The sequence below is a fragment of the Pseudarthrobacter sp. RHLT3-21 genome, assembly GCF_059383495.1.
Genome location: NZ_JBWZCI010000009.1, coordinates 125,938 through 150,820, shown reverse-complemented (window position 1 = coordinate 150,820; position 24,883 = coordinate 125,938). Strand labels below are relative to the sequence as shown.

The 24,883-nt window shown below is 66.7% G+C and carries 24 protein-coding genes and 1 pseudogene; 6 read left to right on the top strand and 19 right to left on the bottom strand.

Annotation, left to right across the window (positions count from 1 at the left end; genetic code table 11):
• Position 1: 1 nt before the first annotated feature.
• The 5 genes from AC50YA_RS12275 to efeU all read right to left on the bottom strand — a co-directional run bounded on the left by AC50YA_RS12275 (position 2) and on the right by efeU (position 5,312).
• On the bottom strand, positions 2-1,054 hold the full coding sequence (locus AC50YA_RS12275) for an iron ABC transporter substrate-binding protein (protein WP_494982548.1): 1,053 nt from the start codon (positions 1,052-1,054) through the stop codon (positions 2-4).
• A gap of 195 nt (positions 1,055-1,249) precedes the next feature.
• Complete coding sequence (locus AC50YA_RS12270; RefSeq protein ID WP_494982547.1) at positions 1,250-1,801, bottom strand: hypothetical protein; 552 nt, start codon at positions 1,799-1,801, stop codon at positions 1,250-1,252.
• Positions 1,802-1,814: 13 nt separating this feature from the next.
• On the bottom strand, positions 1,815-3,242 hold the full coding sequence (gene efeB / locus AC50YA_RS12265) for an iron uptake transporter deferrochelatase/peroxidase subunit (protein ID WP_494982546.1): 1,428 nt from the start codon (positions 3,240-3,242) through the stop codon (positions 1,815-1,817).
• Positions 3,239-4,420: an iron uptake system protein EfeO gene (efeO, locus tag AC50YA_RS12260; protein ID WP_494982545.1), complete on the bottom strand. Its 1,182-nt coding sequence runs from the start codon at positions 4,418-4,420 to the stop codon at positions 3,239-3,241. The genes efeB and efeO overlap by 4 nt, the downstream gene beginning before the upstream one ends.
• Before the next feature lie 43 nt (positions 4,421-4,463).
• Positions 4,464-5,312 carry an iron uptake transporter permease EfeU gene (efeU, locus tag AC50YA_RS12255; RefSeq protein WP_494982544.1) on the bottom strand — a complete coding sequence of 283 codons (849 nt, stop codon included), beginning with the start codon at positions 5,310-5,312 and terminating at the stop codon, positions 4,464-4,466.
• 336 nt (positions 5,313-5,648) lie between these two features.
• On the opposite strand from efeU, the pseudogene AC50YA_RS12250 reads away from it, so the two are divergent.
• A pseudogene (locus AC50YA_RS12250) lies at positions 5,649-5,855 on the top strand (ABC transporter permease); the annotation flags it as partial.
• Here AC50YA_RS12250 and AC50YA_RS12245 read toward each other — a convergent pair.
• Complete coding sequence (locus tag AC50YA_RS12245; protein WP_494982543.1) at positions 5,791-7,011, bottom strand: glycoside hydrolase family 76 protein; 1,221 nt, start codon at positions 7,009-7,011, stop codon at positions 5,791-5,793. The pseudogene AC50YA_RS12250 and the gene AC50YA_RS12245 overlap by 65 nt on opposite strands.
• Positions 7,012-7,114: 103 nt before the next feature.
• On the opposite strand from AC50YA_RS12245, the gene AC50YA_RS12240 reads away from it, so the two are divergent.
• Both AC50YA_RS12240 and AC50YA_RS12235 read left to right on the top strand, forming a co-directional pair.
• Positions 7,115-7,924: an SDR family NAD(P)-dependent oxidoreductase gene (locus AC50YA_RS12240; RefSeq protein WP_494982542.1), complete on the top strand. Its 810-nt coding sequence runs from the start codon at positions 7,115-7,117 to the stop codon at positions 7,922-7,924.
• Complete coding sequence (locus tag AC50YA_RS12235) at positions 7,921-9,126, top strand: acyl-CoA dehydrogenase family protein (RefSeq protein ID WP_494982541.1); 1,206 nt, start codon at positions 7,921-7,923, stop codon at positions 9,124-9,126. Before AC50YA_RS12240 ends, AC50YA_RS12235 begins: the two co-directional genes overlap by 4 nt.
• A gap of 75 nt (positions 9,127-9,201) precedes the next feature.
• On the opposite strand, the gene AC50YA_RS12230 is transcribed toward AC50YA_RS12235, so the two are convergent.
• Positions 9,202-10,038, bottom strand: coding sequence for a DUF1684 domain-containing protein (locus AC50YA_RS12230; RefSeq protein ID WP_494982540.1), 837 nt, complete (start codon positions 10,036-10,038; stop codon positions 9,202-9,204).
• Between the two features lie 112 nt (positions 10,039-10,150).
• On the opposite strand from AC50YA_RS12230, the gene AC50YA_RS12225 reads away from it, so the two are divergent.
• Both AC50YA_RS12225 and ppc read left to right on the top strand, forming a co-directional pair.
• The gene (locus AC50YA_RS12225) at positions 10,151-10,831 is read left to right on the top strand and encodes an NADPH-dependent F420 reductase (protein ID WP_494982539.1); all 681 of its coding nucleotides are present in this window, start codon (positions 10,151-10,153) and stop codon (positions 10,829-10,831) included.
• Between the two features lie 133 nt (positions 10,832-10,964).
• Positions 10,965-13,787, top strand: coding sequence for a phosphoenolpyruvate carboxylase (ppc, locus tag AC50YA_RS12220; RefSeq protein ID WP_494982538.1), 2,823 nt, complete (start codon positions 10,965-10,967; stop codon positions 13,785-13,787).
• Between the two features lie 155 nt (positions 13,788-13,942).
• On the opposite strand, the gene AC50YA_RS12215 is transcribed toward ppc, so the two are convergent.
• From AC50YA_RS12215 to AC50YA_RS12205, 3 genes are read right to left on the bottom strand one after another with little or no spacing between them, the layout of a single operon-like run.
• The gene (locus AC50YA_RS12215) at positions 13,943-14,686 is read right to left on the bottom strand and encodes an ABC transporter ATP-binding protein (RefSeq protein WP_494982537.1); all 744 of its coding nucleotides are present in this window, start codon (positions 14,684-14,686) and stop codon (positions 13,943-13,945) included.
• The gene (locus AC50YA_RS12210; RefSeq protein ID WP_494982536.1) at positions 14,679-15,902 is read right to left on the bottom strand and encodes a FecCD family ABC transporter permease; all 1,224 of its coding nucleotides are present in this window, start codon (positions 15,900-15,902) and stop codon (positions 14,679-14,681) included. The genes AC50YA_RS12215 and AC50YA_RS12210 overlap by 8 nt, the downstream gene beginning before the upstream one ends.
• Positions 15,892-17,046 (bottom strand): ABC transporter substrate-binding protein, encoded by a 1,155-nt coding sequence (locus AC50YA_RS12205; protein ID WP_494982535.1) that lies wholly within the window; start codon positions 17,044-17,046, stop codon positions 15,892-15,894. The genes AC50YA_RS12210 and AC50YA_RS12205 overlap by 11 nt, the downstream gene beginning before the upstream one ends.
• 151 nt (positions 17,047-17,197) lie before the next feature.
• On the opposite strand from AC50YA_RS12205, the gene AC50YA_RS12200 reads away from it, so the two are divergent.
• Entirely contained in the window at positions 17,198-17,971 is a 774-nt protein-coding gene (locus AC50YA_RS12200; protein ID WP_494982534.1) for a DUF6390 family protein, read from the top strand.
• Positions 17,972-18,046: 75 nt separating this feature from the next.
• On the opposite strand, the gene AC50YA_RS12195 is transcribed toward AC50YA_RS12200, so the two are convergent.
• The 9 genes from AC50YA_RS12195 to AC50YA_RS12155 form a co-directional block, all read right to left on the bottom strand.
• Positions 18,047-18,247, bottom strand: coding sequence for a hypothetical protein (locus tag AC50YA_RS12195; protein WP_494982533.1), 201 nt, complete (start codon positions 18,245-18,247; stop codon positions 18,047-18,049).
• Between the two features lie 118 nt (positions 18,248-18,365).
• Positions 18,366-18,692, bottom strand: a complete 327-nt coding sequence (locus AC50YA_RS12190; protein ID WP_494982532.1) for a HypC/HybG/HupF family hydrogenase formation chaperone — start codon at positions 18,690-18,692, stop codon at positions 18,366-18,368.
• A gap of 12 nt (positions 18,693-18,704) precedes the next feature.
• Positions 18,705-19,208 (bottom strand): hydrogenase maturation protease, encoded by a 504-nt coding sequence (locus AC50YA_RS12185; protein WP_494982531.1) that lies wholly within the window; start codon positions 19,206-19,208, stop codon positions 18,705-18,707.
• A 7-nt stretch (positions 19,209-19,215) separates the two neighbouring features.
• The gene (locus AC50YA_RS12180) at positions 19,216-19,335 is read right to left on the bottom strand and encodes a DUF6893 family small protein (protein ID WP_371875982.1); all 120 of its coding nucleotides are present in this window, start codon (positions 19,333-19,335) and stop codon (positions 19,216-19,218) included.
• Positions 19,332-20,777, bottom strand: a complete 1,446-nt coding sequence (locus tag AC50YA_RS12175; protein ID WP_494982530.1) for a hypothetical protein — start codon at positions 20,775-20,777, stop codon at positions 19,332-19,334. Before AC50YA_RS12175 ends, AC50YA_RS12180 begins: the two co-directional genes overlap by 4 nt.
• Positions 20,774-21,457: a DUF6084 family protein gene (locus tag AC50YA_RS12170; protein WP_494982529.1), complete on the bottom strand. Its 684-nt coding sequence runs from the start codon at positions 21,455-21,457 to the stop codon at positions 20,774-20,776. Before AC50YA_RS12170 ends, AC50YA_RS12175 begins: the two co-directional genes overlap by 4 nt.
• The gene (locus AC50YA_RS12165; protein WP_494982528.1) at positions 21,454-22,125 is read right to left on the bottom strand and encodes a DUF5947 family protein; all 672 of its coding nucleotides are present in this window, start codon (positions 22,123-22,125) and stop codon (positions 21,454-21,456) included. The genes AC50YA_RS12170 and AC50YA_RS12165 overlap by 4 nt, the downstream gene beginning before the upstream one ends.
• A 1-nt stretch (position 22,126) precedes the next feature.
• On the bottom strand, positions 22,127-23,077 hold the full coding sequence (locus AC50YA_RS12160; RefSeq protein WP_494982527.1) for a NifU family protein: 951 nt from the start codon (positions 23,075-23,077) through the stop codon (positions 22,127-22,129).
• A 6-nt stretch (positions 23,078-23,083) separates the two neighbouring features.
• Positions 23,084-24,877, bottom strand: a complete 1,794-nt coding sequence (locus tag AC50YA_RS12155; protein WP_494982526.1) for a nickel-dependent hydrogenase large subunit — start codon at positions 24,875-24,877, stop codon at positions 23,084-23,086.
• Positions 24,878-24,883 lie beyond the last annotated feature (6 nt).

Sequence of the window (24,883 nt, the reverse complement as noted above, 5' to 3'; positions counted from 1 at the left end):
ATTACAGCAGTCCTGCCGTGTTCATCAGCTCGGTGACCTTCTCGGAGTTCAGCTTGGCTGGGTCAACCTCGGGAGCCTGCAGCTCCTTGATCGGCACCAGCTTGTCGTTAGCCGGAATATCGGAGGCGATGGCGTACTCGAAGGAGGTGCCCTTCTGGAGGACTTCCTGGCCCTGTTTGCCGGTGATGAACTTCAGGAACGCCTGCGCTGCCGCAGCATTCTTGGAAGACTTGAGCACACCGCCGCCGGAAACGGAGAGGAAAGCGCCCGGGTCCTGGTTCTTGAAGTAGTGCTGGCCCACGTTCTTGGAGTTTTCACCGGTCTTGGCCTGGTCGCCGAAGTAGTAGTAGTGGTAGATCAGAGCGGCGTCGACTTCGCCGGCGTTGACAGCCTTCATGGCGGTGCTGTTGCCCTTGTACGCCTTGACGTTTTCCTTCATGGCCTTGAGCCACTCTTCAGTGGCGGCCTCGCCCTTAAGCTCGAGCAGTGCAGAAACGATCGCCTGGAAGTCAGCGCCTGACGGCGATGCAGCCCACTTGCCCTTCCACTCCGGCTTGGCCAGATCCAGCATGGACTTGGGCAGCTGGTCCTCGGTGAGCTTGGACTTGTCGTAGACCAGGACGGTGGAGCGGGCAGCGATGCCGGTCCACTTGTTGGTGGACGGACGGAACCCGGCCGGCACCTGGTCCACGATGGCCTTGTCCACGTCCGCGAACAGTCCGGCGTTCTCAACTTGCGCCATTGCGGGGGAGTTCTCCGTGAGGAAGACGTCTGCCGGCGAGGCCTCGCCTTCCTGGATGATCTGCTGGGCCATCTCCGGGTCTTCGCCGTTGCGCAGAGTGACCTTGATGCCGGTCTCCTTGGTGAAGGCGTCCACCCACTCCTGGGTCAGGCTTTCGTGCTGGGCGTTGTAGACCGTGATCTCGCCGGAGGGGCTGGCTCCTCCGGACGCAGAACCGGCAGGGGCGGGGGCGCTGGAGCCGCAGGCTGCCAGTCCGAGGGCTGCGGTGGCGGCGAATGCGATGCCGGCCAGAGCGCTGTTGCGGATCTTCATTGAATGCTACTTTCTGCGAACAAAGTCAACGGGACCGGAGTCCTTGTGGGCCGGGGATTCGGGGAGGCTCACCTGAGAAAGCGTAGGTTAGCCATACCTAAGCCTCCAAGCCATCGACGCTTTAAGTGAGCAGGATCACAAGAATTACGTAAGTGTTGCGTGACGTAATGAATTCAGAGCGCGGCTAGCGGCGGCTCATGCTGTTGCAAAGCCGAAGATGATCGCCGTCCACCAGAAGCCCTGTGAGAGAACCAGCGCCACCAGGAGCCGCGCCCGGAGGTTCACCGCGATCTCCTTGAACATGGTCCCATCGGGCAGTGCATGCAAGGTGCGCATGGCGGGGATCAGGGAAATGCCGTTGAGCATCAGCCCCAGGACGCAGCACATCTTGAGCTGAGTGCCCGGGTTGGTGATGTCCGGATGGATGAATGCACCGGTCAGCAGCAGCCCCGCCAGTCCGATCCAGATCAGCGGGGCCGCAGCGGATTCCAGCCGGCTCGTGTCGTGCAGGCCGCGTTTGCCGATGAGCCACAGGAAGCCGACCCAGTCCACCACTATGACCGAACCGAAGGCCAGCACCATGGCCAGGACGTGCGCGGACAGTGCCAGCCGGTGGACGCCATGTTCAAAGATGCAGGTACTGCCGACGGCGACAGAAGTGCCCCACGCGCCCATTGCTGCCACGGTCAGAACCGGAATCAATAGCCTCGGCCTGGACAGTGCTGAGCTTACTGCGGGGGCGCTCATGCCCGGCCGTCCATCATGTGAAGAGGCCTTGGCCAACGAACCCGCCGGGCCGGATGCCCGGCGGAACCGCGGCAAGGGCCGAGCCGGTGTGCTTGAGGTATTCCAGTGCAAGCGTGTCCTGTTTGGCCATGGCAAGCTGCATGGGGACGTAGTGGGTGCGGGGATCCTTGACGAAGGCGATGAAGAACAGCCCCGCGTCCAGGTGCCCCAGCCCATCGGAGCCGTCGGTGTAGTTGTAGCCGCGGCGGAGCATCCGCACGCCGTCGTTCTGGTCCGCGTGGGCGAGCCGGACGTGCGAGTCTATGCCCATCAGGGGTTCGCCGTCCCTTCCCTGGATGGCGAAGTCCGGGGCGCTGAACTCCTTGCCGCCGGAGAGTGGCGCACCTTCGGACTTGGTCCGTCCGATCAGCTGTTCCTGTTCCCGCAGCGAGGTGCGGTCCCAGATCTCGATGTGCATCCGGATCCGGCGTGCCACCAGGTAGCTGCCGCCCTGCATCCAGGCTGCCTCCGGGCGGGAGCCTGCCCCGGCCCAGACGTGCTCCTGCAGGAGCGATGTGTCTTCGGCCTTAAGGTTGTTGGTGCCGTCCTTGAAGCCGAACAGGTTCCGCGGAGTCTGCTGCTGCCGGGACGTGGAGGACGTGCGGCCGAAGCCGAGCTGGGACCAGCGGACGCGCACCCTGCCGAAACCGATCCGGGCCAGGTTGCGGATGGCGTGGACAGCCACCTGCGGATCGTCGGCGCAGGCCTGGACAATGATGTCGCCGCCGCTGCGGTTGGGCTCCAGGTCATCGCCCGGGAAGTGCGGAAGGTCGATCAGGGCTTCCGGGCGGCGGCCTGCCAGGCCGAACCGCGCCTTGCCGTCCTTCTCGAAGAGCCCGGCACCGAAACCGAACGTCACGGTGAGCTTTCCGGCGCTCAGGCCCAGGGCCTCGCCCGTGTCCTCCGGCGGTGCGTCGTACGGGCCGTCCACGGCTCCGGTGGTGCCGGTTTCCCGGCCTTGTGTCATGGCCTCGGCGGCGGCAGTCCAGTCCTTGAGCAGCTGGATGAGGGCACTGCGGTCCTCAGTGATGACATCGAAGGCGGCCATGTGCAGGCGGTCCTGCGCGGCGGTGGTGATCCCGGCCTGTGTTGCCCCGTGGAATGGCACCACATCGGTGGGTCCGGCCGTTGCCGGGGAGGCGACGGCGGCCAGAGTGTCACGACTGAGCAGTCCGGCGGCGAGGCCGGCCAAGGCACCGGCGCCTCCGGCGCCGGCCAGGGACAGGAGTCCCCGGCGCGACAAGCGCGACGCCGTTGCCTCCTGACTGGGGGCCGTTCCGGCGACGGCGACGGCGGCACTGGCTGTGGCAGGGGCGTGGGCATCCGCAGCAGAACGTGCCTGGGCAGCGGAACCCGCTGCGCCGGCGTCGAGCTGGCCACCCCCGAACGGGCAGCCGCTCACAGCACAACAGCCGCGGTGAGGTGGGACAGGGGTTCGCCGAGGGCGTCAACCAGGGCGGCCAGCTTCTGGACCTGGTCCTGGCTCAGCTCGTCGTAGTAGACGAAGCCTTCGCCGCGGGCGTGCTGCTTCAGCTCGGCCTGGAGGGCGGTGAACTTGGCGTCCAGGGACGTGGCGAGTTCCGGGTTCTTCAGCTCCAGGACGGGCCGGAGGTTCTCGAAGGCGATCCTTGCGCCGTCAACGTTGGCCTGGAAGTCCCAAAGGTCCGTGTGGGACCAGATCTCTTCCTCGCCGGTGACCTTGCCGGTGGCCACCTCATCGAGGAGTTCCTTGGCCCCGTTGCCCAGCTTGTCCGCCGTCAGCTCAACCGTCCGCGTGCGGGCGGCCAGCTCCTCCGTGTCGACAACCAGCTGCGCTGCCAATGCTTCGCGCTCGGGGGCGGTCAGTGCGGCGAAACCGGCTGGCGGGAAGAGGTCCTTCTCGGCCCGGTGCCAGCCGGTCCATTCCTCACCCGGCGCCAGGTCGGCCTCGCGGGCGTCCAGCTTCGGGTCAAGGTCGCCGAAGGCTTCCGCCACAGGTTCGATCCGCTCCCAGTGCATGCGCGTTGCGGCGTAAAGTTGGCGGGCGTTGGCGGTGTCGCCGGCGGCGTAGGCCTTGGCGAAGTCCTTGGTGCCGGCAAGCAGCTGCTCGGTCTGGTCCTTTACGTACGACACGTACTGGGCGGTGCCCTGGTCCGTGAGCGCCTTGATGTTGGTGTCGACGGGGGGCTTCTCCCCGGACTCGGTGACCTCGAAGCCCGCGCGGATGCCGTCGCCCTGCATGCCCGGCTTGCACGCGGTTGTGTACGTGCCGGCGGGGGCCGTGACCACCAGGTTCCGCGTCAGGCCCGGGCCGATGTTTTCGACTTCGGCGATGATGCGCAGGCCGTCCTCTGCCAGCAGGTAGAACTCCGTGACCTGGCTGCCTTCGTTCTGGATGGCGAAGGTGATGTTGCCGCTCTTGGTGGTCTGGGTGGACAACGTGCAGGCGTCGGCTGTGCTGGAGACCTTGATGGGTCCGGCGGCCGCTGCGGCGTTGTTGTCGGTGCAGGCGGCCAGGGTCAGCGGCAGCATGGCAGCGGCCAGGAGGGCAACGAAGCTGGAAGTCCGCTTGGGAAAATTGGGCAGGGGGAAGAAAGGCACGGGTGGATCCTTTTGGGGGAAGTGATGCGTTGGGTTGGGGGAGTTAGGAGACTGTTGCGGCGGCCGTGGCGAGGTCCGCGGTGACCGTGTGGGCGCCCCGGTTGGAACGGAAATAGAGGTACATAACTGGCGGAACGTAGAGCAGCCATGCGGCGGCTTCAAACCAGGTGGTGGCGGGGGAGAAGTTCAGTGTTCCCTTGAGCAGGGTGCCGTACCAGGACGACGGCGGCACGGCAGCCGAGACGTCGAAGGCCAGGCTATGCAGGCCGGGGAGGATGCCTGCTTCCTGGAAATCGTGGACGGCGTAGGCCAGGACGCCGCTGGCGATAACGATCAGGGCCGCCCCGCTCCAGGTGAAGAACATTCCGAGATTGACCTTCAGGGCTCCCCTGTGGAGCAGGTAGCCCAGGACTGCCGCTGTGGCAAGCCCCAGCAACGCCCCGAGCAGGGGCGATGTCGAGGAGCCGGAGGACTGCGCCGCCGCCCACAGGAACAGTGCAGTCTCGAGGCCTTCGCGGCCCACGGCGACGGCCGCAACAACTGCGAGCCCCCACGCGGTTCCCCCGGATTGCAGGTCCACGCGCGAGCGGAGGTCACTGCCAAGAGTCCGGGCCGTCCTGGCCATCCAGAACACCATCCACGTGACAAGCCCTACGGCCAGCACCGACAGGCTGCCGCCGATGGCCTCCTGGGCTTCGAACGTCAGGCCGCGCGGGCCGTAGGTGAGCAGTGCGCCGAAAGCGCAGGATAGGGCGACGGCGAAACCGACGCCCGCCCACATCCGCGGCAGGAGGTGCTTACGGTCGCTCTTCACCAGGTACGCCATCAGCAGGACTACGATCAGGGTCGCCTCGAGGCCTTCGCGCAGGCCAATCAGGTAGTTTGCTGTCATTGGGGTTGGACACCTCGGCTCGTGGCCGCCAAGGTTAGGCTTGCCTAAAAAGGTAGATTACCCAGCTTCGCGAATTCTGCAAACTTTTTGTGAGCTAATCGGCGAAACATGACGGGCAGACCCGGTGGCTATGCTGGCCTCATGCCTGAGCCCGCTGATTTCCTGCCGACACTGGCGGGAGTCGGTCTGTTGGTGATGCTCACAGTCCGTGCTTCTGGCATTCCAGGTGCCGTCCGGGTTTTCTCCCGCGCTCGCGATCCTCAGGGGGAGCGGTGCAACTGGCCGCACCTCGCCCTCGTGGGAGGTTCGATGGCAGCGGGAATCACCGCCACGCTTCCGGCCACCGACCAGACGAAAACCACGGGCCTGGTCACTCTGCCCGGAGCGTTTGTGGGGACGATTTTCGGCGGGATTTCACCCTTGGAGGCAGGGCGTTTCCAGATCGTGGTGCTGGCGGCCGTCATGGCGGCCGGAGCCGTCACTGCCGTCCTGGTGGTCGCCCAGCCCGCCCCGGTCCGGGTCCGGCCGGGCCTGCCGCGGTGAGCTGCGGCTGGTTCAGGCCCGCGACGGCTTCGAGGGTCATCCAGGCCTGCAGCTGGGTGGACAGTTCGACGGCGGCACCGGGCGGGTAGGTGGAATCCGCCGGTTGTGCCGCGTGGATGGAAAAGACGACGCTGCGGTTGCCCGCCGAAGCCTTCTGGGCGGCCGGCCGGCGGCCCGCCCAGAAGGCTTCGGCAGTAGCTGTCACGAGCTCCTTCGCAGTGTTCCGGGCGGACTCCGGAAGCCGGGCATCCACGGCGGCGAGTGCCAGGTACCGGCAGAGAATCCCGGTGAAGAGTCCGCCGTCGCCCGTTCCATCGCAGCGGAGGATGCGCTGCCCCGGTACGGTGAGCTGGTTGGTGACCGCGTCCACAAGTGCCGCGGCCCTCGCGAGATTGGCCTCGCCGCCCAGCCCCAGCAGGGCTCCCAGCACGGGCCCTTGGTTGTAGGTGTAGATGGTGTGCTCCACCATCACTTCGCCGGCCGCGTTGAGCCGCGCCCCGTCAACATAGAGGCCTTGGGCTTCGTCAAACAGCACGGCATTGAGCCAGTCCACCAGCCGCTGCGCCTTGGCTTGCTGGCCTGTCCGGGCGTAGTAGAGCGCCACGGGGGCGGTGGCCGGAGTGTTCTTGAAGTCGCGCTTTTTGCTCCAGAAGGTGCCGCCGCCCAGGTCATCGGTGGAGGCGGAATCGAACTGCAGGGTGAGGGTCTTGTGCATCCTCGCGTTGCGGCGGCGGCCGGGTTTGCGCGTCTCCTCGGCAAGGCGCTGCAGGCGGTGCGTTGCCAGCGCCAGCCAGGCCATGTCGTCGTAGTAGTTGTTTACGAAGGTGAAGGCGTTGCGCAGCCGGATGCCCGTGACGAGCCTGGACACGAGCTTGCCGGCGCTGGGGTGGTGTGGACCGTTGAACCTTGCCGCGGGGGTGCCTCCGTTGCCCAGTTCGCGGCGCCCGGCATCCACCAGGCAGTCCACATAGTGCGCCTGCCACCAGTAGTGCCAGGGGTGGAAGAGGTTCTTCAGGTGTTTCGACGGCCATTGAACGGCAGCGAGGTGGGTTCCCGGCAGGAACAGCAGCCGCCGGCCGAAGAGTCCGGTGACGGAGCGGGCCGCCACGTTGGCCCGGTCCTGCCAGTTGGCGGGTTCGGTATCCGGCATGGTCATCCGTTTAGCCTAGCGGGTGCAGTCCGCCCGAATTTCAGTTAACATTCACTAACTAATGTTCCTCGCCGGTCACTTGGCGTTGGAACCGCATCAAGGAGGATGTATGGACGTCTTGGGTAGTGTCGCGCTGATTACGGGTGGGGCCTCCGGGCTGGGGGCTGCCACAGCGAAGCGACTGTTCGACGCCGGCGCCTTGGTGGTGCTGATCGACCTGCCGTCCTCTGCCGGTGCGGCCTACGCCGCCGAGCTCAACGCCGCCGCGCTGAACGCCGCCGGCGGTGCGGGGGCACGAGCGGCCTTTGTCCCCGCGGACGTCACCAACGAGGCTGAGGTGCAGGCCGCCGTCGACACCGCTGTGGCGATGGGGCCGCTCCGGATTGTTGTGAACTGCGCCGGCGTCGCCACGCCGGGCAAAGTCCTGGGCCGGGACGGGGTCCTCCCGCTGGACACATTCAACCGCGTCATCCAGGTCAACCTGATCGGGACCTTCAACGTGCTGCGCCTGGCGGCCGCTGCGATGGTTTCAACGGAACCTGTGAGCACCGAGCTGGGCGGCCCCGAGCGCGGCGTCATTATCAACACCGCCTCCGTGGCTGCCTTCGACGGGCAGATCGGCCAGCCGGCCTACGCCGCATCCAAGGGCGCCGTCGCCGCCATGACGCTGCCACTGGCCCGTGAGCTGGCCCGCTCGCTGGTGCGCGTGGTGACCATTGCCCCGGGCATCTTCGAAACACCCATGATGGCAACCCTCCCGCGGGACGCGCAGGATTCGCTGGGCCAGCAGGTCCCGCACCCGTCCCGCCTGGGCAGGCCCGCCGAATACGCCAATCTGGTGGCCCACATTGTGGAGAATGCGATGATCAACGGCGAAACCATCCGGCTCGATGGTGCCATCCGGATGGGCCCGAAATGAACGAGCTGCCCACCGCCGATTTTTTCGCGTTCGAGTCCTTGCTCAGCTCGAAGGAGCGGGCCAAGCTGGCCGAGCTGCGGGAGTTCCTGGCCACGGAGATCGCCCCCTACGCGTCGGACTGGTGGAACAAGGCGGAGTTCCCGGCGCAGATCCTGCCCAAGCTCGCCGCGCTGGAGCTGAGCACGCCGGCACAGCGCGGCTACAGCAACCTCTTCGCCGGACTGGTCATCGCCGAGATGACGCGCGTTGACACGTCGATCGCCACCTTCTTCCTGGTCCACCACGACCTGTTTGTGGAGTCGCTCTACGGTTTCGGCTCAGCTGACCAGAAGGAGCGGCTGCTCAGCGACGCCTCAAGCCTGCGCATCACGGGCGCCTTCGCGCTCACCGAACCCGGCCACGGTTCCGACGTCGCCGGTGGGATGGAAACGAGTGCCCGGCGCATCTCCAACGCTACGGGAGAGCCCGACGACGACGGCGACTCGTGGGTGCTTAACGGCGCCAAGCGCTGGATCGGAAACGGGACGTTCTGCGACTACATGCTGGTGTGGGCCAGGGACGAGGCTGTGGCCGCCGACGGGCATGGTGCCGTCCGCGGGTTCATTGTTGATGCTTCCTTGCCGGGTGTGGGCCGGAGCCGGATCGAGAACAAGATTGCGCTCCGGACCGTGCAGAACGCGGACATTGTGTTTACGGATGTCCGGGTCGCCGAGGCCGATCGATTCGCCGGCATCAGCAGTTTCGAGGACACCAACCAGCTCCTGCGCGGCTCGCGGATCATGGTGGCGTGGCAGGCCGTGGGGCAGCAGCTGGCGGCGTTCGACGTCGCCCGGCAGTACGCCGTCGAACGCCACCAGTTCGGCCGGCCGCTGGCGAAATTCCAGCTCATCCAGCAGCAGCTGGTCACCATGCTCGGCAACGCCGTAGCCAGCATGGCCATGATGGCGCGTATTGCCCAACTGCAGGACGACGGCGCTGCCGATATGCCGCAGGTGGCTCTCGCCAAGTCCTACACCAGCGCCCGGATGCGCGAGACCGTGGCGCTGGGCCGGTCCATCCTGGGCGGCAACGGCATCGTGACCGACTACCGGATGGCCAAGATCTTCGCCGACGCCGAGGCCATCTACACCTACGAGGGCTCGTTCGAAATCAACACGCTCATTGTGGGCCGGGCGGTCACCGGAGTCTCGGCGATCGTCTGACCGGCGGCACTCGCGCGAACTGGCAGCTAATCCCCTCAAAACTTGAACTTGAGGGGGTTACCTGCACGTTCGCGTTCAATCACCGAACGCGGATTGCTTTTCGCCGGCTTCGATTTTCGCGTCCAGGCTGTTGCCCTTCACGGGCATGGGGCAGGTGCCGAACGGGGTGAAGGCGCTGGGGTAGTTGATGGCGCGGTTGAAGTCGAGGACAACGGTGGCCTTCCCGGTCGCATCAACCCGCGGCCTGGGGGTGGAGACCTTCCGCCACTCATCAGTTGATTCCCCGTTGGTCCCGTCATGGAACGTGATGGTCAGCGCCCCCAGTTTTTCCGCTTCTGCGTGCAGCCGGTACTCATGGTCGATCCCCGGCAGCCGGAAGACCAGCTCGCCCACCGAATAATGCACGCCGTCCACCAGCGGATTGGCCGTTCCGATCGGGATGGCCACCGGTTCCGGATACGCCTCGTAGGCAGCCTCAATTACCAGGTCCGGGTTGTAGTCGAAGGTAGGCACGCCGTCGAACTCCGTCAGGACCGGCGAGCCGGAATCGCGGGTCCGGACGGCGTACCGGTCAGCGCGCATGGCGAGTTCCACCACTACCTGCTGCCCGTCCGCGCCGCCGAACTGCACCCACATCAGCGATTCCTCGTTGGCCAGGGAGGCCGTAAGGGTCCCGTCCACGGGCTCGCCGGTTTCCACCAGCGTCAGGCGGTCATGCGCCGCAACGGTGAGCGTCGCCGTCGTGCCGTCCGTTGACCAGAGACCGGGGGCGAGGTCGACGCCGGCGGGCCGGGATTCCAGCCACTGGAAGGAAGTGAGGGTCAGCCAGCCGTGCCGGGTGGCGAGGGCCTTGTTCCGGTTCGTGCGGAAACGCTGCCAGCGTTCCAGCTGCGCGGCTGCGGTGGTGTCCATGGTTCCTCCAAAAGGGTTTTGATTCCCCGGCTACAACCGCGCAGGCACGGCGTTCATTCCAGTGGGCGAGTAACGTCTGTGATGGACCACCGCAAGCCGAACTGGAGTGATCATGAAGATTGCAGTACTTGGAACCGGAAGTGTGGGGCCTGCCATCGCCGCGGCTTTGTCCGGGCTTGGCCACGATGTGGTGATTGGAACCCGTGATCCGCAGGCCACGCTGGCACGCACCGAACCGGGTGCGACCGGCGGCCCGCCGTTTTCCCGGTGGCACGCATCCCACCAGGAGATAGGCGTCGCCACGCTTGCCGATGCGGCCGCCGCCAGCGAACTGGTGGTCAATGCCACCAATGGCGGGGCCTCCCTCGAAGCGCTGGCCGCGGCCGGTGCAGCGAACCTGGCCGGGAAGATCGTGATGGACGTCGCAAACGCCCTCGATTTCTCCCGGGGGTTCCCGCCGTCACTGAATCCGGTGAATACAGACAGCCTGGGGGAACAGATCCAGCGTGCCTTTCCGGAAGCCCGGGTGGTCAAGACACTTAACACCATGACCAACAGTGTGATGGTTGATCCCGGGCACGTGGCCGGTGGCGACCACACCGTTTTTGTTTCCGGCAATGATGCCCAGGCCAAGGCTGCAGTGACGGAAATCCTCCAGGCACTGGGCCACACGGACGTGCTTGACCTCGGCGACATCACCACCGCCCGCGGCGTGGAAATGATGATGCCCCTCTGGCTGCGGATCTGGGGTGCGCTTGGGACCGGCGAGTTCAACTTCAAGGTGGCCCGCTGAGGATGGCGTGACATGAAGTGAGACGGATTCCGCCTTCGCCATCCCGTGCGGGTAGCATCGATAGCTAGTAACGTGGCTCACAGTATCCAGCGCAGTGTACGAGCCAAGTCCAAACCCTCGAAAGACAGTTTCCATGGCTAACACTGCAATGAATTCCGCAACCGACCTCGCCTCTGAACTGAGGGCCGACGTCCGGCGCGTCTCCACCCTTCTGGGTGAATCCCTGGTCCGCCAGCACGGCCCCGAACTCCTGGATCTGGTGGAGCAGGTCCGCCTCCTCACCAAGGAGTCCAAGGAAGCCGCCCGTGGCGGTGCCGATGCCACCGGCCCATGGAGCGCGCACGACGTCGTCGAACAGGTCCGCGAACTGCTCGGCTCCCTGCCGATCGAGCAGGCCACCGACCTGGTGCGTGCGTTCGCGTTCTACTTCCATCTGGCCAATGCGGCCGAGCAGGTCCACCGGGTCCGCGGCCTGCGGACACGGCAGGAAAAGGACGGGTGGCTGGCCAAGGCCGTCACCGAAATCGTCGCGCAGGCGGGGCCCGAAGTCCTGCAGGAAGTGGTCAACGGGCTGGACGTCCGCCCCATCTTCACCGCCCACCCCACCGAGGCTTCGCGCCGTTCCGTGCTGGACAAGATCCGCAAGCTCTCTGATGTCCTGGCCGAGCCCACGAAGGAAGGCACCACGGCGCGCCGCCGGCAGGATCGCCAGCTTTCGGAGGTCATCGACCAGATGTGGCAGACCGATGAACTGCGTCAGGTACGCCCCACTCCGGTGGACGAGGCCCGCAACGCGATCTATTACCTCGGCGGCATCCTGACGGACGCCATGCCCGAGATGCTCTCGGATTTCTCGGAACTGCTCGGTGAGCACGGCGTCAGCCTTTCATCCCAGGACGCACCCATCCGGTTTGGGTCCTGGATCGGCGGCGACAGGGACGGCAACCCCAACGTCACGGCGGCGGTCACCAGGGAAATCCTGCAGATCCAGAACCAGCACGCCGTCCGCATCAGCATCGCGATGATGGATGAGCTGATCTCCATCCTGTCCAACTCCACCGCATTGTCCGGCGCAGACCAGACCCTGCTGGACTCCATCGACGTGGACCTGAAGAAGCTGCCGGGCCTGGACCGGCGCGTCCTGGTGCTCAACGCCCAGGAGCCCTACCGCCTCAAGCTCACGTGCATCAAGGCCAAGCTCATCAACACGGGCAAGCGGGTTGCCGCCGACTCCACCCATGAGCACGGCCGTGACTACAGCTCCACCGAGGAACTCCTCAACGACCTCGAACTGTTGGAGCTGTCCCTCCGCAACCACTCGGCGTCGCTCGCTGCCGATGGTGCGCTGGCCCGCGTCCGCCGCGCCGTCGCGTCCTTTGGCCTGCACCTGGCCACCCTGGACATCCGCGAACACGCCGACCACCACCATGATGCCGTTGGCCAGCTGATGGACCGGCTGGGCGGCCCCGGCATCCGCTACGCGGAACTGAGCCGTGGGGAACGCTTTGAAGTGCTGGGCTCGGAGCTGGCTTCACGCCGGCCGCTGTCCGGCCACCCGATTAAGCTCGACGGCGTCGCTGACGGCACGTACGACGTCTTCCGGGAGATCCGCCGCGCCCTGCGCACGTACGGGCCGGACGTCATCGAGACCTACATCATTTCCATGACCCGCGGCGCGGACGACGTCCTGGCCGCTGCCGTCCTGGCCCGCGAGGCAGGCCTCATCAACCTGTTCGGCGAAACTCCCTACGCCAAGATCGGGTTCGCGCCCCTGCTGGAGACCGTAGAGGAGCTGCGTGCCTCCGCGGAGATCGTGGACCAGCTGCTGTCCGTTCCGTCCTACCGCGACCTGGTCCGGCTGCGCGGCGACGTCCAGGAAATCATGCTGGGCTACTCGGACTCCAATAAGGAATCCGGTGTGATGACCAGCCAGTGGGAGATCCACAAGACCCAGCGCAACCTGCGCGACGTGGCGGCCAAGCATGGCGTCCGCGTCCGGTTGTTCCACGGCCGCGGCGGTTCCGTGGGCCGCGGCGGTGGACCCACCTACGACGCCATCATGGCCCAGCCCAATGGCGTGCTGGAAGGCGAGATCAAGTTCACCGAACAGGGCGAGGTAATCTCGGACAAGTACTCGCTGCCGGAGCTGGCCCGGGAAAACCTGGAGCTGTCCCTCGCGGCGGTGCTTCAGGGCTCGGCCCTGCACCGGGATCCGCGCACGTCGGACGACCAGCGCGAACGGTACGGACACGTTATGGAAATCATCTCCGACGGTGCCTTCGACCGGTACCGGAAGCTGATCGACCATCCTGACCTGCCCGCCTACTTCCTGGCCTCCACTCCGGTGGAGCAGCTGGGCTCGCTGAACATCGGCTCCCGCCCGTCCAAACGCCCGGATTCCGGGGCGGGGCTCGGCGGCCTGCGTGCCATCCCCTGGGTGTTCGGATGGACGCAGTCCCGGCAGATCGTGCCGGGCTGGTTCGGTGTGGGCTCGGGCCTGAAGGCTGCCCGCGAGGCCGGAAACGCGCCGCAGCTGGTGGAGATGATGGAGAACTGGCATTTCTTCCGGTCGGTTGTCTCCAACGTGGAGATGACGCTGGCCAAGACGGATCTGGACATCGCCGGGTACTACGTGGCCACCCTGGTTCCCGAGGACCTGCACCACATTTTCCGGGCCATCCGTGAAGAGTTCGAACTCACGGTCACCGAGATCCAGAACCTTACGGGCGAGAACGTGCTCCTGGACGCCCAGCCGACGCTCAAGCGTTCCCTGGAGATCCGGGACCAGTACCTGGACCCCATCAGCTACCTGCAGGTGGAGTTGCTCCGCCGCGTGCGGGCCGCCCAGGGCGCCGAAGGCGGGAGCATCAGCGGTGCCGAGATCGACGAACGCCTCCAGCGGGCCATGCTGATCACCGTCAACGGCGTAGCGGCCGGCCTGCGCAACACGGGCTAACCCCGGACGTTCTCCGCCCGCGCGACCCCCGCACCCCTGCGCGCCCCCGCCCGCGCGACTCTCGCACCCCTACGCGAACAGGCAGCTAATACCCTCTGCGGTCCCTTTTGGCGTCATTAGCTGCCAGCTCGCGCAACTCCGCAAACCGCGCCAGCTCACCGGCCACCGTAGTGCACCACTACGGTCCGGCGGGTGTTGCGCCCGTCGGCGTAGGCCATGGTGCTGACGCCCACGCCGTAAAGGGCCGTGAGTTCCTTCTCGCTCAGGAGCTTCAGGGCATCGCCGGTGCGGGGTCCGCTGGCAGTGAGCAGGACGGCCCGGTCCGCGAGGTAAAGGGCGTGGTCCGGGTGGTGTGTGCTGAGGAGCACCGCCATGCCGTCGGCCATCAGTTCGCGCAGGAGCCGCAGGACGCGGACCTGGTTCTTCAGGTCCAGGCCGGTGGCGGGCTCGTCCAGCACCAGGACGGGGCAGCCGGCGGCGATGGCCCGGGCGATCAGGACCAGCTGCTGCTCGCCCCCGCTGAGTGTGGGGAAGAACCTGCTGCGTAGGCCGGCGATGCCCACCCTGTCCATGGCCTCCAGGGAAGCAGCCCGGTCAGCCGCACCAGGCGAACGGAAGAGTCCGATCTGCCGGGCACGTCCCATCAGCACCATGTCCAGGGCCCGGTAGGCGAAGGTGCTGCCGTGGGCCTGCGGGACGTAGCCCGCCCTGGCCGCCCGTGTAACGCTTCCCTCTACCGGGTTCAGCAGGCCGGCGGCGCAGCGCACCAGCGTGGTCTTGCCGCTGCCGTTGGGTCCCAGGACGGCGGTGGCGGTTCCGGGGAGGACCTGGAAGCTGACGTCCCGGAAGACCCAGTCCGTCCGGCCGTATCCGAAGCCCACGCCGTTGAGCTCAAGCACTTTCCCAGATCCTGTCCCGGTTCCGGCGCAGCAGGACAAAAAACACGGGCGCGCCGATCAGCGCCGTCAGCACGCCGAGCGGGATCTCGCCCGCCGTCGCGGTTCGCGCCACGGTGTCCACGAGCATGATGTAGGCGCCGCCCAGGAGGAAGGACACCGGCAGCAGGACCCGATGGTCCGGACCCACCCACATCCTGGCCAGATGCGGGACCACCAGGCCCACCCAGCTGACTGCGCCGCTGACGGCCACCGCCCCGGCCACGATCAGTGCCACCGAGACCAGCACCACCCAGCGCAGCGGACGGGGCCGGATCCCCAGCGCGGTGGCGTCGTCGTCGCCCAGCGAGAGCACGTTGATGCGCCACCGCAGGGCCAGGAGCACCAGCGCGCCACCGACGACGGGAATCAGCGCCACGGCCACCTTGCCGAAGGTGGCCGTGGCTACGCTCCCCAGGAGCCAGAACACGATGGCCGGCAGGGTGGTGTTGGGATCCGCGATGTAGGTGACCAGGGCCACCAGCGCGGAGAAGAACGATCCCGTGACCACGCCGCCCAGCACGATCATCAGCAGGGGAGTCCCTCCTCGCCCGGAGGTGATGAGGAACAGCATGGCCAGGGCAATCAGTCCGAAAGCGAAGGAACTGGTGATCAGCGCGAACGTCCCCAGCCCCAGGAGTATCGCCAGCGCGCCGCCGAAGGACGCGCCAGCGGAAACACCGATGATGTCAGGGCTGACCAGCGGATTGTGGAAGATGGCCTGCAGCGCGGCGCCGCCGATCGCCAGTCCGCCGCCCACCAGCAGCGCCAGCAGCACGCGGGGGAGCCTGACCAGCAGCACTACATTTCCTTCCGTGGCGGTGGCTTCGGAGGGGATCGGGACGGCCTGCCCCACCAGGATCTGCACCACGTGCCAGAGCGGAACGTTGTAGCGACCTACTGCGAGGGCAACCAAAATTACGGCAACCAGGAAGACGGTGCTGATGGCGATGGGCTTCAGGGCCGACGGTCCAGGCCGCCCGTCACCGGCACCGTCCCGGTCACCACCGCCGTCGCGGTCTCCCCGCCGCCGGTCGCCTCCGTCGAGTTCCCCACGCCGCCGGTCCCCGTCCCGGCCGGCGTCGTAAGCACCCCCGGCGGTGCCGGTGTCCGCGTCCGGGCCACCGGGCCCACGGGCCCGGCTTGCCTCAAGCCGTTCGTCGCTGGCGTCATGAAGCATTGAACTGCCGGTAGTAGTCGGAGTCGGCGTTGGCCGCGGTCCACAGGACCTTGTCCAGCTCCGCCGCCGTGGGCTTGTGGCTGTACAGGAAATCGAAGTACTCGGTGACCTTGTTCCGGAGGAGGGAGCGCTGCTGGGGGAACGCGATGTCGCTGAGCCAGTGCCACATCAGCGGTGATTCCTGCCCGGGGGGATCCCACCGGTATCCACCCAGCGGCACCTTGTACACTCGCCGGTTCTTGACCGCGGACACGGTCTGCCAGACGGGATCCGAGTAGAGGTCCTGGGGCATGGCGCCGTCGAAATTTCCTAACAGGATGATCTCCGGATCCCACCGCAGGACCTGCTCCACATCCAGGCCCACCATCCCCGATCCCTTCAACGGATCAACCCCGGTGGCGGGATTCGTGCCGCCCACCAGCTTGATGTAGAAATCGTTGTAGCTGTTGGCCGCGGCCACCTTCAGGCCGCCGGTGAACCGGTTGAAGTACAGGATGCTGGGTCCGGTGGAGTTCCGGCCAGCCGCCAGGTCCTTGACGGCGGCGAGTTCGAGGTCGCTCCGGGCCTTAATATCGACGGCGCGTTCGGGCTTCCCCAGCATCGTGGCGAACATGGCCACCCAGGCATCCACATCCTCCTGCTTGCCGGTGTTGGTCAGACCGATGACGTTCAGGCCGGCCTTTTCCAGCGGGTCGATGAGCTGCGCGTCGGACCACTGGATCACCACGTCCGGGTCCAGGGCCCGCACGCTCTCCACGTTGGCTGTGAAATCCTGGGTGGCAATCTCGTGCGGCAGCTCCAGGGCTTTGGGAAAGATCGTGCCCATGATGCCGTCGCGCATGGCCAACCAGGAGGCGTTGTGCATGGCGGCCAGGTGGTCCGCCGTGCGGTCCACCGCCACCAGCAGCGACGCCGCCGGCATGGGGATGGTCACCACCCGCGTCACCGGCCGGGCAAAGGTGAGGGTTTTGCCGCGTTGGTCGGTGACGCTGATCGCGCCACTGCCGCCGTTTCCACCGTTCGTGGCAGGGCCCGACGACGGCGGGGAACCGGGGGTGCCGGCGCATCCGGCCAGCAGGGCTGCAGAGCCTCCCGCCACCAGAAGTTGAAGGGCGGCGCGGCGGTTCAGATCAGTGGTTGCCATGTGTGTGACCCCTGTGCTTCGGTCTTCACAGCATCCGCTCGCGTGCGGAGGTTGTCAACGGATTTTGTGGTGCCACGGAGGTCAAACCGCCCTTGTCCGGGACCGGCTGCGGTGCTACGTTCAAAAGAGCCTCGGAGAAAGTGGCCATACCATGGTTGTCGATGGTGCCCAGTTGTTTGTCCGGTACGCGTACCCGCCCAATTCCCGAGGCAGCTGCGGCCCTCCCGACAGTGACGCCCTGCTTCACTACGGCCAGTCCGGAGTCACCGACCCGGGCCTGCGGGAACTCGCGAAGGGCTTTGCCGGAGCCTGGCCCTACCTGGAACTGATTGCCGGTGCCCACGGTATTCACGATCCGCTCGACGCCCGCGTTGTGGAGGCTTACTGGGTGGGGAACAGCCTCCTGGACACCGTGGGCATCAGCACCATGGGCAACTCGATGGAAGATCGGTTCCGGGCACGCACCGGCCGGCAGTTTCCGCACCTCGTGGAAGGTGTCCTGGCCGGCGGCGTCCCGCACCACAGCTTCCACGTCTTCGAAATCTATCCCTGGCTGGGCCTGCTGCGTGATGAGCGCCGGTATGCCACCGCGCTGAACGTCCTGGACCGCTGCCGGATCCGGTGGGGCGAGGTCCTGGCAATAACCGGCGACGAAGCCGTGGTGAAGTCACGTCCCCTGACGTGGGACGGCACATCCCTGGCCGTCGGCGAACCGGTGGTGGAGACCGCGAAGTTTGCCGTGAACGGAACCGGCTTCATTGCCGGGCTCGCGGCAGGTGATGTCGTCTCGCTCCACTGGGACTGGGTCTGTGACCGGCTGACGCCTCACCAGCTGCAGCAGCTGAAGCTCTTCACCGGCAGGCACCTCAAGATCGCCAACAGTGGCGTGGAGCATCGCGGCGCAGCCATCGCCCTCGAACGATAAAGACTCGAACGCTAAAGTGTGGAGCGCTAAGCCATGAAGCACTGGGACCTCGACCATCAGCCTTGGTACCCGGGCCTAGGGCGCTTGGGGTGCCGCGGTGTCGGGGTCCTCCGGAGGTTCGACGCCGGTCGCGTCGCGGGGTGAGGATTCGCCGGTGGGACGCTTCACCGGACCCGCGTCGGTGCCGGTATCTTCGCGGCCTGCCTCTTTGCCTTCCTCCTTGATTACGTCTTCGCCGCGCCTCGTGGTGCTCTCGCCCACGCCTTCCGGCGCCATGGCCGCGTCCTCTGGGGTCTCATCAGAACCCGGTTGCGCGGGCTCCCCTAAGGGCGGCTTGCTGCCCCACGCGCGAGCTGTGCCGGGAGAAGTTCCCGGCTCCTCACGAGGCTCCTCGTCAGTTGGTTCGGACGGATTCATCGGTGTCATGGTGTTCTCCTTGATCTTGCTGGTGGTCAGTCGGCGGCGGCATGTCGTCGTCGCCGGGTTGCCGTGGCCGGCCCATCAGTTCCAGGCCGCTCATCGCCCGTTCGGCGCCTGCATCATCCACCCGCTCGAGCGCGAAGCCCATGTGGATCAGGACCCAGCTGCCTGGGGGCAGTGGTCCTTCGTCCAGGAGCCCGATGTTGATCTTGCGCTGCACGCCAGCCACGTCCACCAGGGCGAGCTGGTTGCCGTAGCCATCGATCGGGCCGATGACCTGGCCGGGGATTCCGAGGCACATGGTTGGTCCGCCTTAGGTCTTTTTGGGGGTCGGCTGGGAGGTGTGCTGGCTGAGGAGATCGACGACGGCGGCCATCGCCCCCGGGATGGCGGCGGACACGGGCGGTGTCAGGCCGATGCCCTCGGTGACGTCGGCCGGAACGCAGCCCACCACGTAGGTCACGGGGGCCTCGCCGCCCAGCGATCGGAGCTTGCCCAGGACGGCGGCAGGGTCCATGCCGTGCGGGTCCAGGGAGGCGCCGGCGTCGAGATCCTCGCTGCGGATCCGGAGCACACGGAGGCTGCCGGGGGCACCATCGTGTTCCGTCCCGTGCTCCGGCGGCACGGCATCCACAAGCACCAGCATGTCCACTCCGGCCAGGAGATCGTACGCGAGGTGCATGCCGCGGATGCCGTAGTCAGCCACCTTGATGCCGGGCGGAAGGTTTCCGTCCGAGGCCAGCCGGCGGGCGACTTCCGGGCCGAAGCCGTCGTCGCGCAGGAACATGTTGCCCACGCCTGCCACCAGCGCAGTCATGCCGGGCTCACATCCGCCGTGCCTTCAGGTAGCGCTGTACATCGGGGACCGACCGGATCCCCACGTAGACGGCGCCGAGTGCCAACGCCGCCAGCAACGCTACGGTGGCCATTCCTATGATTCTCATGGCGGGCTTTCCTTTCCATCCTGCCCCAGGGGTTCGAGCTCTTCCGGTGAGTAGTAGAAGGACCGGCCGTAGCCTTCGTGGAGGTCCGCGGCGGGGTCCTGGTCGAGGACCAGACCCACATGGGTGCTGCCGTCAACGTCGAAGTGGACGTTGGTGACGCGGCCCGTTTGCCCGGCGAAGAACAGGTCCTGGGCATCGGCGCGCCTGCTCGGATTCACCCTGACCCTGCTGCCCCGGGCCACCGGAACCCCCTTGATCAGCACGGCATCCAGATGCGGCTGGACCAGGGCTTCGGCTTCTGGCGTCCACCACGCCGCTTCCTCGCCGCTGTGTCCGGGTGGGGGTTCCGCGCTGTCCGGGTCACCGTCCAAGGCAGTGACATCCAATTCAGCGCCGTCAAAGGCATGGGGATTGCGCAGGATGCCGTGCAGTTGCTGCAGTTCGGCCGGGGACATGGCCTCGCACCGGTCGATGATGGCCGCCGCCCGTGGGTCCGTGGCGCGGGCTTCGGCCTTCTCCTCCTCGGTGAGGGTCAGCACGCGCAGGGTGAGGATTTCGTCGATTTCCGTGGAGTCGTAGAGCGCCACCGAGCTTTCCGGCGCCACTGCGGGGTGGTCGTAGAGAATGATCGGGGACACCAGCAGCACATCCGACTGCCCTTCCGGCCCTGCCAGGACGGGCCAGCAGCGGTGCTGTTTGCACGTGGCTGCCGCGGCCTGGGCGTTCGGTGGCGGCTCAAGCAGGGAGACAAAGTCCGCGTCGTGGAGGCTCAGGAGCAGGTGCGTGCCAATGAAGGATTCCGCGATGGCATCCGGCCGGGTCCAGCCAGCCGCCGCGCTTGTAGCAGGGTCCGCCGCAGTGTTCGCAGCACCATTAGCAACGCCGACGCGCAGCCTGAGCAGCGCCTCGCCGGCAGGCGCAGCTTCCAGCCTCACCTCACCCTGAAGCGGACGACGACGGCGGACCAGCCTCCCAGCGAGCCGCTCCGAGGCGTCACGGAGTTCCTCGGTGTCCTCCCCGCCGGGAACCTCCACGGGCAGAACCGTCTCTTGTCCGCTGAGCCCGGCCAGGGGGAACGGTCCCAGCGTGACTTCCCTTTCGACTGCCTCGTCCCAGCTCAGCCAGCGGGCGGCACCGACCGTAAGCTCATCCACCGCCGTGAACCCGCCGCCGTCGTCCATTTTCTCAGCGGACCGGCTCTGGAGCTGCAGGAAGCGCACGTGGATTTCGACGGCAGCCTGCGGGCCGGGGGTGAGCAGGCAGTCCGCGAACATGTCCGGTTCCTCGCCGGTACCGGCAGCGGCCGCACCAGGCGGACCGAGGATGCCGAACTGCCACCGGGCCTGGTTCTTCTGCGAGGACGCGCGGTACGGGTAGAGCAGGTAGCCCTCGTACAGGACGGCATCGGCCACGGCGCGGGCCAGGCTCAGGCTCATGTTCATGGCAGCGGGTCTCCTGACAGCGCGGCCGGGGACAGCGCTGCCGGGGACACCGCCGCGGCGTTCGCCAGCAGGCTCTCCAGGGTGGCGTCCCACGAGGTCAGGCCGCGGGCCGCCTTGTAGTGCGACAGGGCGGCGAGCACGTCCCGGTCCAGGCGGAGCCAGCCGGTGTTGGGAAAGTACTGGTCCATCAGCCGGCGCCAAGCGTCCACGGGAAGCCGGTACGAGGCCTCGAGGTCCCAGGGCACCTGCTCCACGCCGAAGCCTGCCTCACCCCGGGTAAAGACCGTGCCGGAAAACAGCAGTTCCAGCGGGATGATTCCGTCACGCAGGGACTGCAGATACTTGGCGGCGGACACCTCGAAGTCAAAGGTGCACGAGAGTGGGAGCCGCACTTCGGTTTCCCCGGTGAAGCCCTGGACCATGGTGCTGCACTGCAGCCAGAGGAAAGACTTCAGCGTGGTGGGCCACCGGCTGCGCTCGCCGAAAAGGTCCAGCAGGCCAGCCTCTTCCCCGGGGGTGTAGCCGCGGCGCTGGGGCAGGATCCGGACCTGGCAGCGCAGGGCGATGGCGTGCACAGCGGCACCGGTGGACTCGGTCACCCGCAGCCTCGCGGTGAGCTGGGGTGCCGCCGCGTAGGGCTCGGGCTGGATGTCCAGGACCTCGAATGCCAGCGCAATCACTGCGGGCCTCCGGATGCTGATTCCCGGGTGGCTTCGCGGACCGGCCTGCTCCGGCTGCTGACCTTTTCGAAGAAAGCGGTGAGCTGGTCGCGGGCCTCCTGGCCGCCGTCGAACCCCCGCCACACGCGCCGCAGGTACCCCACCAGCTCATAGCAGGCATCCACAGGGACCAGATGGCAGTCAGCCTGGGTGCGGTCGGCGCCGGGTCCCCGGATCAGGAGCGCCTCGGTGTCCGGTGCCGCAATGGACAGGGCGGGATTCCGCGCCAGCACGGCATCCCACGCGTCCAGGGGCAGCTCGGATTCAGTGGCTCCGGCAGGGCCAGGATAGAACGCAACCGTCCGCTCCATCCTGGAACTGCGGAAGAAGAATGCCAGTCCCACGGGTATCTCCAGCTCGTCCCACTGGCCGGGGCCAAGTTCAAAATCGGGGAACGACAGGTACCGGTCCGGCACCGACCGGTACCGGAGGTGGGCGGTGCTGTCCGTGAAGAGCAGGTAGCACGGCCGGCACGCGCACATCATGGCGTGGCTGTCCAGGTCCACCACGTGCTGGTGTTCGGCCGCGATGGGCTCCCCGCACATTTCGCAGCGCTCGCCGGCGGGAGCGGCCGGCGGCGCGGCAGCGATCCGACGCAACAGCGCAATGGGCAGGCCGGGCGCCTCCACGTCAGCCGCCCTTCCCCGCCGCAACCGGCACGGCCACGGACATCACGCCGCCCCGCACCAGCAGCGGGAGCGGGTCCAGGTGCAGGCTGCGGTCTTCAAGGCAGGAGCCGGCCTGGCGGACATCGAAGTGTGCGCGGCAGGTGGGGCAGCGCAGCAGGCCGCCCCCGGAAGGGGCGGCGAGAGCCCGCTGCAGGGCGGCGCCCGCCATAAACCCGTCGCAGCGCGGGCAGTGGTCCCGGTAGGCGTAGACGTCCTGCCCGGTCCGGCAGGCCAAGAGCGAATAGCCGCCCACCTGGAACCCGGCCACGTCGCCGGGTTCCAGGTCGGCGACGCCGGGGACGGGCTCCCACGACCCGTCCGGCTGGTCCTGCCAGCCGTTGCCTGTGCTGGTATTGGGGTCCGTGCGGGTCATCCGGACCAGCAGGGAGTCCACGGGGATGAAGGCAGGGGTGGCGGCGTGCTTTTCCGCTTCCACCACTTCGATGGCCGTGACTTCCGGGGCTGCCGTTTCAATCGCCTCTTCGACGGCGAACTTCAAAGTGACGGACGACGACGGGCAGCCCTGGCAGGTGCCGAGCAGCTTCAACCGCACTACGCCCTCCGGGCTGATGTCCAGCAGTTCCACGTCCCCGCCATGGGAGCCCAGGTACGGCCGGACGCTGTCCAGTGCCCCGGCCACCCGCGTTTCCATCGATTCGGGATGGAGGCCGTGGATGATCAGCAGGCCGGACACCAGTTCGTCCGCTGCCAGCGAGGCCAGGGTTCCGTCGTCGAGTTTTCCGTGTTCGTCGAGGATCTCCAGGATCCGTTCCAGCCCCGAGCCGTACATGTCGGTGACTTGCCGTACCAGGTCCTCCGCCCGGCCGCGGGCCACCGCGCCGCCCGCTCCGAGGGCGTCAAGGAGCGTGCCTATCCGCTCGCCGGTCTGCAGCGGCCGGTCCCCGCCGGGCATGGCCTGTTACTCGCCGGTAAGGATCTGGGTGGGCGAGTGCAGCTTGTCCAGGCTCTGGCCGTTGCCCAGGTACATATGGACGCCGCAGGGAAGGCACGGGTCAAAGCTGCGGACGGTCCGCATGATGTCGATGCCCTTGAAGTGCTCGCGGTCGTTCTCTTCGAAGATCGGTTGGCCCTGCACCGCGTCCTCGTAGGGTCCGGAGATCCCCGCCGAGTCCGTGGGGCTGGCGTTCCAGGGGGTGGGCGGATACGGATGGTAGTTGGCGATCTTGCCGTCGCGGATCACCATGTGGTGCGACAGGACACCGCGGACGGCCTCGGTGAAGCCGCAGCTGATGGCCTCGTCCGGAACCGTGAAGGTCTCCCAGGTCTTGGTCCGTCCGGCACGGATTTCCTCCAGGGCCTTTTCGGCGAAGTGCAGCGCCGCCGCGGCCGCATAGGCCTGGAAGTAGGTGCGGGCCCTGTTGCGTTCCAGGGTGTTGCTCCACTGCGGAATGTTCCATTCGAAGGACACCGGGCCCTTGAGCGCCGTCTTGGGGAGGTTGATTTGGACGCTCCTGCCGGTCGCCTTGATGTAGCCGATATCCACCAGGCCGGCGAGCGCCGTGGCCCAGAGCCGTGCGAGGGGTCCTCCGCCGGTGTCCAGTGCCAGGTTGTCCTGGCCGTCGAACCAGCGCGGGGACATGACCCAGCTGTACTTCTCTTGCAGGTCCCTCTTCTGTGGCCTGGGGTTGGTGTGCTGGTTCCAGGGGTGGCGGCGGTCCACCGGGTTGCCCAGGGGATCGTGGGTCACGAACATCTCCTGGTCTTCCCAGTCCTCGTAGTAGGAGGAGCCCAGCATGATCCGGATGCCCAGGTTGATCCGCACCAGGTCGGTGGTGACAAGTTTGCCGTCCACCACCACGCCCGGGGTGACGAACATCTTCCGGCCCCACTGGGTCATGTCCTTGTATTCGAAGTTGCAGTAGTCCGGGTCCTGGAGGGAGCCCCAGCAGCCCAGCAGCGTCCGGCGCAGCCCCACCTGTTCGTAGCCGGGCAGGGCCTCATAGAAGAAATCGAAAAGGTCGTCATGCATGGGGACCACCTTTTTCATGAATTCCACATACCGCATGAGCCGGGTGATGTAGTCAGTCATGAGCTGGATGGTAGCCACCGTGCCAACGCCGCCCGGGTAGAGCGTGGACGGGTGCACGTGGCGCCCCTCCATCAGGCAGAACATCTCGCGGGTGGCGCGGCTGACCTGCAGCGCCTCGCGGTAGAACTCCCCGGTGAAGGGGTTCAGCGAGCGCATGATGTCCGCGATGGTCCGGTAGCCGTGCTCGCCCTCATGGGGGGCCCGGGTGTTTTCCGCCTTGGCCAGGACTCCGGGGTTGGTTTCGGACACCATCTTTTCGCAGTAGTCCACGCCCACCAGGTTTTCCTGGAAGATGTTGTGGTCGAACATGTACTCGGCTGCCTCGCCGAGGTTCACGATCCATTCGCCCAGGTTGGGCGGCTTCACGCCGTAGGCCATGTTCTGCGCGTAGCAGGAGCAGGTGGCGTGGTTGTCGCCGCAGATCCCGCAGATGCGGCTGGTGATGAAGTGGGCGTCCCGCGGATCCTTGCCCTTCATGAAGATGGAGTAGCCCCGGAAAATCGAGGAGGTGCTCTTGCACTCCACCACCTGTTTGTTCGCGAAATCGATCTTGGTGTAGATGCCCAGGCTGCCGACAATTCTGGTGATGGGATCCCAGGCCATCTCCACCAGGTTGTTGTTGTCCGTCCCGCTCCCGGACGGCATTGGAATCGTTGAGGTCATGTTCTT